This is a genomic window from Bacteroides caecigallinarum, from assembly GCF_016901995.1.
In the GTDB taxonomy this organism is placed as follows: Bacteria; Bacteroidota; Bacteroidia; order Bacteroidales; family Bacteroidaceae; genus Phocaeicola; species Phocaeicola cellulolyticus.
This window is the reverse complement of the sequence record NZ_JACJLE010000033.1, coordinates 30224-45885: the sequence shown is the minus strand read 5'-3', so window position 1 is coordinate 45885 and position 15662 is coordinate 30224. Positions and strand designations below refer to the sequence as shown.

The 15662-nt window shown below is 41.2% G+C and carries 9 protein-coding genes, 2 pseudogenes and 1 CRISPR repeat array; all 11 genes and pseudogenes read left to right on the top strand.

Translation table 11 applies throughout. The features are described from left to right. Positions 1-62: 62 nt before the first annotated feature. Positions 63-3173: a CRISPR direct-repeat array (repeat unit 47 nt; unit sequence GCTGTTCTTGTTAGCACAAAGATAATGATTTGAAAGCAATTCACAAC). A 144-nt stretch (positions 3174-3317) separates the two neighbouring features. Then, the gene (locus H6A61_RS09630) at positions 3318-4043 is read left to right on the top strand and encodes an AAA family ATPase (protein WP_204393204.1); all 726 of its coding nucleotides are present in this window, start codon (positions 3318-3320) and stop codon (positions 4041-4043) included. Positions 4044-4048: 5 nt separating this feature from the next. Then, positions 4049-4894, top strand: a complete 846-nt coding sequence (locus tag H6A61_RS09625; protein WP_204393202.1) for a DUF4435 domain-containing protein — start codon at positions 4049-4051, stop codon at positions 4892-4894. Positions 4895-5071: 177 nt separating this feature from the next. Beyond that, on the top strand, positions 5072-5893 hold the full coding sequence (locus tag H6A61_RS09620) for a patatin-like phospholipase family protein (RefSeq protein ID WP_204393201.1): 822 nt from the start codon (positions 5072-5074) through the stop codon (positions 5891-5893). A 46-nt stretch (positions 5894-5939) separates the two neighbouring features. Beyond that, complete coding sequence (locus tag H6A61_RS09615) at positions 5940-6812, top strand: aldose 1-epimerase family protein (protein WP_204393199.1); 873 nt, start codon at positions 5940-5942, stop codon at positions 6810-6812. 5 nt (positions 6813-6817) lie between these two features. Beyond that, complete coding sequence (locus H6A61_RS09610; protein WP_204393197.1) at positions 6818-8032, top strand: exonuclease SbcCD subunit D; 1215 nt, start codon at positions 6818-6820, stop codon at positions 8030-8032. Positions 8033-8047: 15 nt separating this feature from the next. Further along, entirely contained in the window at positions 8048-11449 is a 3402-nt protein-coding gene (locus tag H6A61_RS09605; protein ID WP_204393195.1) for an AAA family ATPase, read from the top strand. Between the two features lie 10 nt (positions 11450-11459). Beyond that, the gene (locus H6A61_RS09600) at positions 11460-12296 is read left to right on the top strand and encodes a DUF4595 domain-containing protein (RefSeq protein WP_204393193.1); all 837 of its coding nucleotides are present in this window, start codon (positions 11460-11462) and stop codon (positions 12294-12296) included. An 84-nt stretch (positions 12297-12380) separates the two neighbouring features. After that, positions 12381-12740 (top strand): annotated as a pseudogene (locus H6A61_RS09595) ((deoxy)nucleoside triphosphate pyrophosphohydrolase); the annotation flags it as partial. A gap of 69 nt (positions 12741-12809) precedes the next feature. Further along, entirely contained in the window at positions 12810-13847 is a 1038-nt protein-coding gene (locus tag H6A61_RS09590) for an alcohol dehydrogenase (protein ID WP_204393206.1), read from the top strand. 35 nt (positions 13848-13882) lie between these two features. Then, a complete protein-coding gene (locus H6A61_RS09585) occupies positions 13883-14443 on the top strand; it encodes a flavin reductase family protein (RefSeq protein WP_204393190.1) in 561 nt (186 codons plus the stop codon). A gap of 146 nt (positions 14444-14589) precedes the next feature. Further along, a pseudogene (locus H6A61_RS09580) lies at positions 14590-15660 on the top strand (alpha/beta hydrolase-fold protein); the annotation flags it as partial. Between the last annotated feature and the right edge of the window lie 2 nt (positions 15661-15662).

Here is a 15662-nt window from a genome sequence, read left to right as displayed (position 1 = left end):
ACAAAGATAATGATTTGAAAGCAATTCACAACACACGTGATCCTGATACTTCAACCAATGTCGCTGTTCTTGTTAGCACAAAGATAATGATTTGAAAGCAATTCACAACTTAAGTTGTGTGTTAAGGAGAGTGGCGGTTGCTGTTCTTGTTAGCACAAAGATAATGATTTGAAAGCAATTCACAACAAGCTGTAACTGTTGCATAATGTTTGCCATGCTGTTCTTGTTAGCACAAAGATAATGATTTGAAAGCAATTCACAACAAATGTATTTAATTTTTCTTTTATATTTTGCTGTTCTTGTTAGCACAAAGATAATGATTTGAAAGCAATTCACAACAAATAAATTGTTATAATGCTCCATTACAGCGCTGTTCTTGTTAGCACAAAGATAATGATTTGAAAGCAATTCACAACAGCAGTAAAAGAATTAGGAGTTAGATATTGCTGTTCTTGTTAGCACAAAGATAATGATTTGAAAGCAATTCACAACCTCCAAATGCCAAATTTACATTCGAAAGCGGCTGTTCTTGTTAGCACAAAGATAATGATTTGAAAGCAATTCACAACTGTATTACCCAAAAAATTAAATCTTATGGGCTGTTCTTGTTAGCACAAAGATAATGATTTGAAAGCAATTCACAACTATTTCTCATCTTCCGTATTGTAGTTCATTGCTGTTCTTGTTAGCACAAAGATAATGATTTGAAAGCAATTCACAACAACGTACTAACAACACATGTAAGCTTCTTGGCTGTTCTTGTTAGCACAAAGATAATGATTTGAAAGCAATTCACAACTAATATCAGAAGATAAATATTATTCTTATGCTGTTCTTGTTAGCACAAAGATAATGATTTGAAAGCAATTCACAACAAACAGACTTTCGGCACGTTTGCCCCGTAAGCTGTTCTTGTTAGCACAAAGATAATGATTTGAAAGCAATTCACAACAAGTGGTAATTTCTCTCTTTCTGGTTTTCGCTGTTCTTGTTAGCACAAAGATAATGATTTGAAAGCAATTCACAACCAAGTTTCTTCAAAACTTCTAAGCATATGAGCTGTTCTTGTTAGCACAAAGATAATGATTTGAAAGCAATTCACAACAACGATGGTAGCAATTTGGTTAACCTTTCTGCTGTTCTTGTTAGCACAAAGATAATGATTTGAAAGCAATTCACAACCAGCCACACAAGTACCTATGACCTTGCCGAGCTGTTCTTGTTAGCACAAAGATAATGATTTGAAAGCAATTCACAACGCCGTGCAATTAAGTTTACAGCTAAGGTTGGCTGTTCTTGTTAGCACAAAGATAATGATTTGAAAGCAATTCACAACCATAATGTTTACGTAGTCTTTTTAAAAAAAGCTGTTCTTGTTAGCACAAAGATAATGATTTGAAAGCAATTCACAACAAAAGCATGGTATTTTAGAGAGCGAATGAGGCTGTTCTTGTTAGCACAAAGATAATGATTTGAAAGCAATTCACAACTATCTGGTCAATCTCGTTATCTTGGTGGTCGCTGTTCTTGTTAGCACAAAGATAATGATTTGAAAGCAATTCACAACGAACCATCAATAGTTGTTTCGTTCACGATGCTGTTCTTGTTAGCACAAAGATAATGATTTGAAAGCAATTCACAACGGGGAAAAATGACCTCTTTTTTTGCCCCAAGCTGTTCTTGTTAGCACAAAGATAATGATTTGAAAGCAATTCACAACTCGGCGAGGATAATTCAGAGGCAGGCTCGGCTGTTCTTGTTAGCACAAAGATAATGATTTGAAAGCAATTCACAACAGCACGCATCCAGCACAACTACCATTGTCGCTGTTCTTGTTAGCACAAAGATAATGATTTGAAAGCAATTCACAACTCACAAATAATGCATATATTGCAACAATATGCTGTTCTTGTTAGCACAAAGATAATGATTTGAAAGCAATTCACAACGTCAACGTATAAAATGAAAGCTCTAAATGGCTGTTCTTGTTAGCACAAAGATAATGATTTGAAAGCAATTCACAACCATGTCTTACCACAGCTTGACTATACAACGCTGTTCTTGTTAGCACAAAGATAATGATTTGAAAGCAATTCACAACTGGTTATGCTCCACAGTATTATGATTGGAGCTGTTCTTGTTAGCACAAAGATAATGATTTGAAAGCAATTCACAACACACTGCAAATATACGCATATTATTTTAAGCTGTTCTTGTTAGCACAAAGATAATGATTTGAAAGCAATTCACAACATTGCTTCGGTTTTAACCGTTCATTTAATGCTGTTCTTGTTAGCACAAAGATAATGATTTGAAAGCAATTCACAACATATTCTTGCAGGTGCTGTATTACTCGCCTGCTGTTCTTGTTAGCACAAAGATAATGATTTGAAAGCAATTCACAACTATAGATAAAATATGATAATTAGACTTGTAGCTGTTCTTGTTAGCACAAAGATAATGATTTGAAAGCAATTCACAACACATACTTAATAAACATTTGCAGTCGCAAGGCTGTTCTTGTTAGCACAAAGATAATGATTTGAAAGCAATTCACAACCAGCGGTGAATAAACGACACAATCCATAAGCTGTTCTTGTTAGCACAAAGATAATGATTTGAAAGCAATTCACAACTAGTTATGTGGTTTTAAAGATTAATAAATGCTGTTCTTGTTAGCACAAAGATAATGATTTGAAAGCAATTCACAACGAAATTGAAAGATAGCATCCAGACAGAGGAGCTGTTCTTGTTAGCACAAAGATAATGATTTGAAAGCAATTCACAACTAGCTATTGGTAAGTCAGTGAAGTCAGCTGCTGTTCTTGTTAGCACAAAGATAATGATTTGAAAGCAATTCACAACATACTTCGTACATGCGCCCTACTGCTCTGGGCTGTTCTTGTTAGCACAAAGATAATGATTTGAAAGCAATTCACAACCCGTTAATTACTATTATGAAACATTCTTATGCTGTTCTTGTTAGCACAAAGATAATGATTTGAAAGCAATTCACAACTGGTTTGCAAGACAATAAAGAACAAATGGCGCTGTTCTTGTTAGCACAAAGATAATGATTTGAAAGCAATCCACAACGCCTATACAAGATATACCAACTAAGCCTATGCTGTTCTTGTTAGCACAAAAATAATGATTTGGAAGTAATTTAGAAAGAATAAAAGTGATGAAAACGTTATTAAAACGATGAGTATTGCAAAAAATATAGATATCGTGTCTTTATTGTGATGGGAAATGATTAATTTTGCATATAATAGGCACTATACCGGAAATAACGAACAGATTAAAGAATAGGCTTTATGTCGTACTCAAAAATTAAAGATATCACAACTAACCTTTGGAGTAAGTATAACGTTAGCTTCACTGCCAATGCGGATGTGAATATTATCGTTGGTATAAACGGTAGTGGTAAGACTACGTTGCTAAACGAAATATACAAATTAGCTCTTAAAAATCTCGGTGATAAAAAACAAATAGTATTTGTACCGTCTATAGATAATATAGCCATGCGCGATAAGCGTAAAGTGGCAAATGCATTGACACAGGATCTTGAATTTTACATGTTCGATATGAAAACTGGCCCGTCAATGATGTATTATCGCATGTCCATGATTGATGCTACACTGGAAAAGCAAACTGAGATGAAAGCACGTATTGAAGGTTTCTGTTCTATCATAAATTCTTTGTTCAAAGATACAGGAAAGCATATTGAAATTGAAGGGAACAAATTTACTGTGGTTTCTAAAGAACAGATTATTCCCATTGACTCTTTGTCTTCTGGTGAAAAACAAATGCTTTTGATTTTACTTCGTGTATTCCTTATGGACGGTCAAGAAGCATTTGTTCTGCTTGATGAACCAGAAAACTCGCTTGATATCAGTTGGCAATATGAGTTGATTAATATACTTGTGAAACTCAATCCTAATGCACAATACTTTATTGCAACACATTCACCAAGTATCTTTGGTGACGGATGGGGTGATAGGATTATTTATATGGAGGATGTAACAACTCCAATTGAGTGAAGGATATGAATAGAATAGAAGAACAAGCACGTTATTATCGTAATATTCATTTACGCAATAGGAGTATAAAGGCCGTTGTACATTTAGAGGATGCCGAAGATGTGTTTTTCTGGAATATTCAACTTCAGAAAGCCTTCCCCGCAACCTATCATTTCATTACGTTTTCGAAGAATGAAAAGGGTAATGATGCGCGCGGCTGTGAGCAATGTTTACGTTATAAGCCTTATCTCTCCAACCGTTTCTTCATTTGTATAGATAGTGATTTGCGACAATTGAAAGGAGAAGACGGATTGACTGCTGACGCCCTCATTGCTCAGACATATGCCTATTCATGGGAGAATCATTTTTGTGAGGCGGAACATCTTCAAGAACGTTTTGTGAAATTAGTCCCAAATTCAGACTTCGATTTTCAGGTCTTCTTGAGAAAACTTTCTGCTGTTGTATATAAACCTCTTCTCTATCTTGTGCATTATAGCAAAAGTTCAGAGTTAAATCAACAATGGAACATTACTCGATTCAATTCATGTTTGCCATTACAACCTACAATAAATGAATTAACGGACAACGGTAGCGCTTATATTGAACGAGTGAAGCAGTTATTTGAAGATGCTCTTCAGAATCTTCAACAACCAGAGAATATGGCAAATGAACATCTTGATGAAGACAATGCCTACCTTCATATTCAAGGTCATCAGTTGTATAAACTTGTACTGCATATCGGAACAATGCTTTGTAAAGGAACAAGGGTGGCATTTAAGACTGATATTCTTGATAAGTTCATACATACAGACGGATATCTGGAGATAGACTGTGTACAAGCAGATCTCAGAAAAATAACTTCAAAAGAATAAAAATGGGAAAATCCACTTATACAGTTGGCAAATGATGTTGTACTTGCTTTGATTATTCCTAAAAGGCATGTAGCTTCATATTTCAACCTGACAATCATGAGAGGGAAGCTATGAATGTTATGCTTCAATTTATGTCATTTTTTTTACCTTTGTAAAGTCTAATAATCCCTAAACAACATGGAAAATCAAATTACGAAGCAGGATAATAAGGACATGGTAAAGCATTTACCATACAATATAGGCCTGGCACTTAGCGGTGGCGGAGCAAAAGGTTTTGCACATCTTGGTGCCTTGCAGGCTCTGGATGAAAAGGGTATTAAACCTGATATTATAGCCGGTACAAGTGCCGGAGCTGTGGTAGGTGCCTTTTATGCAGCCGGTTTCAAGCCTAAGGAGATTCTGAAATTGTTTTTGGGGCATGACTTCCGTGATTTCGTGAGTTTTATGATACCGAAGGAGGCTTTGCTGAAATATGACGGATTCATAGAATTTATGGAGAAGAACTTGCCGGTGAAACGGTTTGAGGAACTGAATATTCCTTTCTGTGCCGTGGCGTCAGATTTTGACAAAGGTGAGACTAAGGTCTTTACCGAGGGTGAGCTTGTGCCTAGAGTTATGGCTTCGTGTACCATTCCCATTGTGTTCAAACCGATGATAATTGATGGTGTGAGGTATGTGGACGGTGGATTGTTCAAGAATTTCCCTGTTACGCCTATTCGTGATTTGTGCCGTAAGGTGATTGGGGTGAATGTATGTCCCAAGCATCCGGAGGAGTATGAGGATAATATCCTGCGTGTGGCTCTGAGGTCTTATCTGTTTTTGTTCAAGCAGAATGCGGTGGAGGATTCGGAACTGTGCGACTTGTTGCTTGAGGTGGATTCCATAGATGAATATAATATTTTCAATCTTAAAAATGCTTTGAAGATTTATAATCAGGGATACAGGCAGATGGTTGAACTGCTGGAAGAAGAAGGGAGACGATTGATGATTAAAGATTAATAATTAAAAATTTGCGACTCATAAACTTATAAAATCAAAAAAATATATGGAGAAATTATCAAATGATGTACTGAGCATTCAGGTGTCGGCAGCCGGTGCCGAACTGTGCAGCATACAGTGTAACGGTAAGGAGTATCTGTGGCAGGCTGATCCTGCATTCTGGAACAGACACTCACCGGTTCTTTTCCCTATTGTGGGAAGAGTGTGGGACAATACTTACAGATGCGAGGGAGAGACTTATTCGTTGGGGCAGCACGGATTTGCTCGCGATATGGAGTTTCAGCTTGTGAGCATTACCGACAATGAGGTGTGGTACAGACTGACTGACAATGAAGAGACTCATAAGAAATATCCTTACAATTTTTGTCTGGAGATTGGTTATAGGATAGAGCAGAAGAAGATTCATGTGATGTGGAAGGTTAAGAATACCGGAACGGGGGATATGTATTTTCAGATAGGAGCTCATCCTGCTTTTTATTTCCCGGGGTTTGACGCATATACAAAAGAACGTGGCTACTTCGGTTTCGATAAGAAAGAGGGACTGGAATATATCCTCATAGGAGAGAAGGGATGTGCCAATACTGATGTGCACTATCCGCTGGAACTGAAGGACGGACTGTTGCCTATGAATACTTCTACTTTCGATGGTGATGCTCTGATTCTGGAGAACGGACAGGTGGGAGAAGTTGCCTTGTATGACAATTCGCGAAAGGCTGTGTTGCGCCTGTTGTTCGATGCTCCGGTTGTAGGACTGTGGTCGCCTCCAGGAAAGAGTGCTCCGTTTGTGTGTATCGAACCTTGGTACGGACGTTGTGACAGGATGAATTTTGATGGTGAATATAAGGAAAAGGACTGGATACAACATCTGCCTGAAAACGGAACTTTCGATGGCGGTTATGTGATTGAAATAATGGAATAAGTTTTATGAAGATTATACACACGAGCGACTGGCATTTGGGACATACCTTATATGAGCATGACAGGACGGCTGAACATGCCGCTTTCCTGTCTCAGCTCAGGGATATAGTGGATGAGGAAAAACCGGATGCCCTTATTGTAAGCGGTGATATCTACGACCGTACCAATCCTTCTACCTCGGTGCAGAAAATGTATTACAAGGCTTTGCTGGAGATGCATAAGGCATGTCCGGATATGGCTATTGTGGTGACGGCTGGCAACCATGACAGCAAGGCGATGCTGGAGCTTGGGCGCGAACTGTGGCTGATGGCAGGAGTAAGGGTAGTGGGACAGCTGGAGAGGAAAGACGGGACGGTCGATCTGGACAGGCATATCATAGGTATAGAGGATGCCGATGGTGTGTTGAAGGGGTATGTTGTGGCTGTGCCGCATATATTCGACCAGAGTTATCCGCTTATGGATGAGGAGGCTCCCAAAGAGGAACGCAGGTGTGTATTCTTCCGCGCTTTGCAGGACAGGGTTAAGATGGTGAATACTGCCGGGGTGCCGGTGGTGTTGATGGCGCATATGACGGTGGCAAACAGTAATCTTGAGGGGCATGATACTGACGTGATAGGGGGAATCAATGAGGTGGCTCATGAGGAGCTTGGTCTGGGATATGACTATATCGCGCTGGGACACATACATTATCCTCAGACATTGAGAGGAGCCGCCGGAGTGGCAAGATATTCCGGTTCTCCTGTTCCTGTGAATTTTGATGAGACTTATCCTCACTCCGTTTCAGTGGTTACGGTGGAGAGAGGACGGGAACCTGAAATAAGGGAGATAAGGATTAAGAATATTCGTCCTATGCTGACTGTTCCTGCTGTCCCGTCCGCTTTCGACGTGGCTGTTGACGGGCTTTCTGACATCGGTGATGACGAGGAGTGTTATGTAAGACTGAATATACTCCTTGATAAGCCTATGCCTGCCGATTATATGGAGAAGATAGCTAAGGCTCTGGATGGCAAACGTGCCGCATATTGTTATTGTAAGATAACCAGACCGGAGATGCTGGCCGCGGATAGTGGTACGGTTATGACTTATGATGAGTTTCAGGAGCTTACTCCGATAGATGTGGCACAGAGATTTTACAAATCGAAGTTCGGTACTGATATGCCTTCTGAAATGGCTGATATGATTGATGAGGCCGTGAAGAGATATAACGGGAGAAATGTATAAAAGTCTTTACAATTTATGAAACTGGCTAAACTGAAAATTGAGAACATAGCGTCTGTAGAGATGGCTGAGATTGATTTCGATAGTGGAGCGTTGGCTGATGCTTCCGTTTTTCTGATTACCGGGGATACGGGGGCTGGCAAGACTACCATTCTGGATTCAATCTGCCTGGCTTTGTATAACACTACTCCAAGGCTGAATATGGCGTCGGGGGTGAAATCGAATTTCGGAACAGACAATATCACCGCTAGAAACACTTCAAATCTTTTGAGGCATGGGGCACGTCAGGCCTCGGCTGTACTTACTTTTCTCGGCTCTGACGGGGTAATGTATGAGGCTGTGTGGCAGGTGAAGCGTAACAGGAACAATAAGCTTACATCGCCGGAACAGACTTTGTCGTGGGGTGACACTACTGTGAAGAATGCCGATGCCGTGAGAAAGGTTACGGAGGAAGCTGTAGGGCTGGATTTTGATCAGTTCTGCCGTACTACGATGCTGGCTCAGGGACAGTTCACTCAGTTCTTAAAAAGTAAGGATGATGAGAAATCTGAAATTCTGGAAAAACTTACAGGAACGGAGATATATTCGGAAATAGGAAAGAAAATAGAGGAGATAAAAAAGGAAAAGGAAGCTGATTATAATGCTCAAAGGAGTTTGACAGAAGGGATAGTATTGCTTAAACAGGAGGAGATTGACTCGCTGAACGGACAGAAATCGGAAGCTTTGCTTAGAAAGAAACAGCTTGATGGGGAGGCGTCGCGTCTGGATTCTTGTGTGAAATGGATGGAGGTCTATAAAAAGCTGCAGGAAGAAAAGGTGGTGGCAGAACGGAAATTCAAGTTATGTATGGAGGTAATAAATTCTGACAGCTTTAAAGAGGAAGCCAGACTTATCTCTGATTATGACAGAATGGGTAATGCCGGTAGCTGCCTGCAGACGAAGAGAGAGGCAGAACAAAAGGTAAGAGAGCTTGAACTTGAAGCGGGTAGGTTGAAGACACTGTTCGTAGAGCTTCATAAGGGAAGAAACGGTTTGAGGGCATGGATACAGCAAAAGAACAACCTGCTTGAAGCATTGAATGTCCGTATAGCCGGAGCTGCGGTAAATGTACCTATGTTTTCGAACGTGCAGAAAATAGAGACTTTGCTTAATTCTGTTTTGGAGACATCTGTCAGGGTTAGGGGAAACACAGAGGCTCTGAAGAAACGAAATGACAGTATGCCTGTAATGGAAAAAGCCTGCTCGGACAAAGAGGATAGCGTAAGTAAGCTGGGAAACTTTGTAGAATTAAAGGAAAAAGAGATAAGTGCCGCCACACAGGTTGTAGCCGATATGAAACCGGATACAGTCAATGAGGAGGTACGTAGGCTGTCGGCAGAGAAGGATAGTCTGAATAGGCTTAATACGCAGATTGGCGTACTGAAAGATTGCAGTAAGACTCTTGCAAGGCTGGAGAAAGAAACGTCAGCTCTTCAGGAGGAATGTAAACTTCGTGAGGCTGAACAGGTAAAACTGGATGTGAGGCTTGAAGAAAAGAATAAAAAGCTGGTGGAGGCCAGAAAGGCTTATGACGGAGTGGAGCTTTCTTTGCGTGACTGGACTGTGAGTCTAAGAAGTAAATTGGCAGTGGGTGATGTATGTCCGGTATGCGGACAGGTGATAGACAGGTTGACTACAGATGAGGAGTGCGAAGAGAGATTGAAACCGCTTGAGGAGATGGTTGCATTGGCTGAGAAAGAACTCAGAGAAACTTTGGCTGAATGTAATGCCATACAGATTATTGTGGAGCGCCTGAAGAAGGATATTCAGGCTAAACTGAATGAGAAGAAGGAGGCTGAAGACGCAATAAGGAATGCCGGGGCTCTGGTAAGGAACATGTGTGCGGAATTGTCTGTCAAGTGCGGAGAAGGTGATGAGCTTGATGTGACGAATCTGGATGAGACTTTACATATTGTATCTGCAAATAATTCGGCAAGGATGAGTGCTTTGATAGAGATGCAGAAGAAAATAAATGACAGCAACAACCATCTTACTTTGCTGAATAATGAACTGAAGGATATAAGGAAGGAATTTGAGAATGCTGTCAAGTCGAGAGATAAGGCAAAAGAGGACAGGCAGACGGTAGTGAATGAAATTGAGCGTATCAGCTCGTTGATAAAGATTGACAATGAGATGATAGCCAAGGCCCTTCAAGATGCCGGCGGAATGATTGTGATAGAAGGATGGAGGAATATGTGGGATAGTGATCCGTCAGGCTTGCTGTCTTCCATACGCAATTCCGCTGCTGAGTATGATGGATGGGTGAAAGACGTAGCGGCAACTGAAAAGCTGCTTTCCCAGGCTTTGCCGGCATTGGAGAATGTGGAAAAAATCCTTACAGAGATATCCGAAGTATGGAAGGACTGGAATTGTGATAATGTTACGGACGCTATATTGGTTGACAGGCTTACAGACAAGTGTATTGACTTTTCTGCCAAGGTGCATGCTCTTACTACATCGCTTGCCAATGAACGTGAGAGAATGGCCAAGGCAACCGGCGAACTGGATGCTTTCCTTTCACTGAATCAGGATTTCGACCTCGGAAGGATAGAATATATCTCTTCAATAAAGAATATATCAGAGATAAGAAAACAGCATGATGCCGAAATCACCGGAAGCAAGAATGCGGAAAGTGTTCTTGCGGCTAAACAGAGGGAGCTTGATTTGCATCTTGCGTCTTGTCCTGAAGATGTACGCGATGGTGTAGCCATAGAAATGATGAAATCAATGCTTGCAGACGTACGTAGTGCCATTGATACGGTCATGTCTGATATTGGCCGTATAGAGCAGCAACTCAAATCGAATGAGCAGAACATTGCCAGATTTAGTGTGGAAAAGGAAAAAGAAGAGGCCAAAAGGCGTATTTTTGTGGAATGGGAATCTCTGAACAAGCTTTTTGGCGGTGGCGACGGAAAGATTTTCAGAAGGATTGCTCAGAGCTTTATACTTAATGACTTGCTGCATCGTGCGAATGGGTATCTGGTTAAGTTGAACAAACGCTACAGGTTGGACTGTGAGCCGGGTACATTGACTATCAGGATGATGGATATGTATCAGAATGATGCTCAGGGACCGGTTGACATTCTTTCAGGAGGAGAGGGATTTCTGGTTTCTCTTTCTTTGGCTTTGGCTCTTTCCTCGCTCAACAGGAGAAATCTTTCCGTGGATACATTGTTTATCGACGAGGGGTTCGGAACGCTGAGTGGTGATGTACTGAATACGGTTATGAATATGCTGGAAAAACTGCAGGGTATCAACGGAAAGCGTGTGGGTATAATCAGCCATGTGGAAGGACTAAAGGAAAGGATACCTGTGCAGATCAAGGTCAGTCGTATTGACCAGACGCGAAGTATGGTGGAAGTGGTAGATAACAGAATATAACAGATGAAGTATGAAGAATATAGTATGGATGTTGTTTGTGGTGCTGGCGTATGGATGTACGGAAGAAACAACAGTAGATAATGGTGAAGACAATCAGAGTAAGATAGTGGGTAGCATTGAACTTAAAGAATTGATTTCTAGCGATTCATATGATGTTACTTCAACCAAAACTTTTATGTTCTCTGATGGTGGAATATCATATTATGTCTCAGCTCAGGAGATTGAGGGAGGAGAGCTGTTCAGCAGTTGTGATACAACATTCGTTTCTGCCTCAGACCGAAGTGTGAGAATAACCGACAGCTATGGCAATATACGGACTTATCAGTTGGATACTTCCGGATTTGCGGTTTCATGCCGCATGGAAGAAGGCGGAAGTACAGAAAGAAACTATGATTTCACATATATTACCGACAGTGAAGGACATAAATTTCTGTCGGAAGTTACGGAGAAAACAGATAACGGGGAGATTTACTCTTCGTTGAGGCTTGACTATTCTGAAGAAGGGAAGGTGAGAGTTGAACAGACAGTTGACGGATTGTCAGAGACTTATATAATTGAGTTCAATAAATCGGTTGCCGTGGAAAATACGCATGGCTTGCCGGATCTCTTCTTGTCGGAATTATATCCGCTTTCCATGCATATTGTGGCATTTTATGGAGGGTTTATCGGTGATTCATACAGGTACTTATGCACAGATATGTATCCGGCCAGCAGTGCTGAGCTGGAAGAACATACCTCTTACGAGTATTCCTTAGGTGACGATGGTGAATTGAGCGGTTGCCGGATGGTGACTGTCAGTGGTGGTGAAGAATATGTAAGAAATATTAGTGTAAAATTTACAATATAAAATATTTTCAATATATTTGTCCGTGAAAGACATACAGGCATATATTCCTGATAAATGGGATTTATGTAAAACCATTAAACTAATATGAAAACGGACAATATTAAATCAATAGCTGTAGTAGCAGCTGTAATTGTTACAAGTGAAGGTATTCTTGCCACTCAGAGAGGTAGCGGCGGTTTCAAGGATAAATGGGAGTTCCCAGGAGGAAAGATAGAGGCCGGAGAGACACCGGAACAGGCCTTGATGCGCGAGATAAGAGAGGAACTTGATCTGGAGATACGTATCGACTCGTTTTTGGATACGGTTGATTATACATATCCTGATTTTAATATAAAGCTACATGTGTATGTGTGCTCGGTCATATCAGGTATTCTAAACCTGAAAGAGCACAAATCTTTGAAGTGGCTTAAATCGGACGGACTTTATTCTGTAGAATGGTTACCTGCAGACAAAGTGATATTGCCGGCATTGGAGAACTATCTTGAAAATGTGACTGTGGATAAGAAGGATGACATGCCGGCATATACTTATCTTCAGGAAGGGCATTTTGCATTGCTTCGTAAGTCTGTTCCTCATATAGTCAATAGCAAAGATGCGATAGTACGTGTGACTTTGAGCAGTATATGCACTAGCGACCTTCATATAAAGCATGGCAGTGTGCCGAGTGCTGTACCAGGAATAACCGTAGGTCATGAGATGGTAGGAGTGGTTGAACAGGTTGGTAGGGAAGTTGCCAATGTGAAGCTGGGCGACCGTGTTACCGTGAACGTGGAAACTTATTGCGGTGAGTGTTTCTTCTGCAAAAACGGTTATGTGAATAATTGTGAAGACCAAGATGGAGGATGGGCCCTGGGATGCCGTATAGACGGCGGACAGGCATGCTATGTGCGTGTACCTCATGCGGATATGGGATTGAACCGTATTCCTGATAATGTTACAGACGAACAGGCTCTTTTCGTAGGTGATATTCTGGCTACCGGATATTGGGCTGCACGAATATCTGAAATCAAGGAAGAAGATACTGTATTGATTATCGGGGCCGGACCTACTGGCGTTTGCACTCTTCTGTGTGTGAAGCTGAAAAATCCGCGTAAAATAATTGTCTGCGAGAAGTCGGAAGAAAGGATAGCCTTTATCAAAAGACACTATCCTGATGTCATGGTGGTGGAACCTGAAAACTGTAAGGATTTTGTGATGCAGGAGTCTGCACATGGAGGTGCTGATGTAGTGCTTGAAGTGGCAGGGGCAGATGATACTTTCCGCCTGGCATGGGAATGTGCGCGACCTAACGCGGTGGTGACAGTGGTTGCACTTTATGACAAGCCTCAGGTATTGCCTTTGCCTGATATGTATGGAAAGAACCTTACTTTCAAAACCGGAGGAGTTGACGGATGCGACTGTGAGGAAATACTCCGCCTTATCTCCGAAGGCAAGATTGACACTACACCGCTCATTACACACCGTTTTGCGCTTGACGAAATAGAAGAGGCATACCGTGTTTTCGAAAACCGTCTTGACGGTGTGATAAAGGTGGCTGTAAAGGAAATTTGACACTATCGGATTTTAACCTAATAAACAGATTTTATATGAGAAAAAACTTTGGAAGTAAAACGTGGCTGTATCCTATGCCTGTGTTTATAGTGGCGGCATACGATGCCAATGGAGTGCCTAATGCCATGAATGCGGCATGGGGAGGTGTCTATACGGACAATATGGTTTGTCTGTGTCTGTCGGAAGACCATAAGACGACAAAGAATATTCTGGAGTCGAAAGCTTTTACGGTAAGTATGGCTACAGAGGATTATGTAGTGGCATGCGATTATTTGGGAATAGTGTCCGGAAACAATGAAAACCGAAAACTTGAAAAAGCCGGTCTGCATGCTGTAAAGGCAGAATCGGTTAATGCGCCTATCATAGAAGAGCTTCCTATGGCATTGGAGTGTGAACTGGTTTCGTACGATCCGGAAACATGCCATATGGTAGGACGTATAGTAAATATATCTGCCGATGAGTCGGTTTTGGGTGATGATGGAAAGATTGATGCCGACAAACTCCGCCCTATAACATACGATCCGATAAAACATGTATATAATGTTTTGGGAGAAAAAGTAGGAAAGGCTTTTTCTGACGGCAAAAGTCTGAAATGACCATATATGTGAAATACGAATGAAAAACAACTGATAATTTTATTATGAGAAAGACATTTAAATCCATGCTCCTATGTGTGGGTATGGCGCTGTGCGGAGTAATGGCTTATGCACAGGATTTTGATTTAGAGGATGTGATAGCTAACACTGTTCCTGCGTCATCAAATATGCATGGATGTGATTTTCCACGTTTGGATAAGGACAATCGTGCTTATTTCCGCATCTATGCTCCGGACGTAAAGAGATTGCAGGCTGATGTGTGTGGAGTGAAATATGATTTGTCGAAAGATGAAAACGGTTGGTGGACTGGTCATACCAATCCTCTTGTGGTAGGTTTCCATTATTATTTCCTGTTGGTTGACGGATTTTCCGTAATCGATCCTATGAGCTGTACCTTCTTCGGCTGCAGCCGTATGGCAAGTGGAATAGAAGTGCCTGAAGGCAGTGAAGGTGATTATTATCGCACGAAGGATGTGCCTCACGGACAGGTTAGGACGTGTACTTATTACTCGGAGTCGCAGAAACGTTTCCGCCGTTGTGTGGTCTATACTCCGGCCGAATATGAGACAAACAGTAAGAAACGTTTTCCGGTATTATATCTTCAGCATGGTATGGGAGAAGATGAGACCGGATGGAGCACTCAGGGATATATGTATAATATTCTCGACAATCAGATTGCCGAAGGCAAATGTGAGCCTATGATTGTGGTGATGGAAAGTGGGGATATCGAAGTCGGTTTCCGTCCGCGTCCGGGAAAGAATGTTGACGAGGAAAGAAATCTGTATGGGGCTTCGTTTGCCACTCTTATGGTTCAGGATCTTATACCATATATCGACAAGACATTCCGTACCTATACCGACAGAGATCATCGTGCCATGGCTGGACTGTCATGGGGAGGAAAGCAGACATTCGACATTACGCTAAACAACCTTGACAAGTTCTCCTATATCGGAGGTTTCAGTGGGGCTATTTTCGGAGTTGATGTTAATACGGCCTTCAACGGAGTGTTTACTGATGCCAAGGCCTTCAACAAGAAGGTACATTATCTTTTCCTTGGATGCGGAACAGATGAAAACATGGGGACGGAGTCTTTGGTCAAGTCTTTGCGTGGTCTCGGTATTGAGGTTGACTATTATGTGTCAGAAGGTACCGGACACGAGTGGCTGACATGGCGCAGATGTCTGAACGAGTTTATTCCACATTTGTTTAAAAAATGATA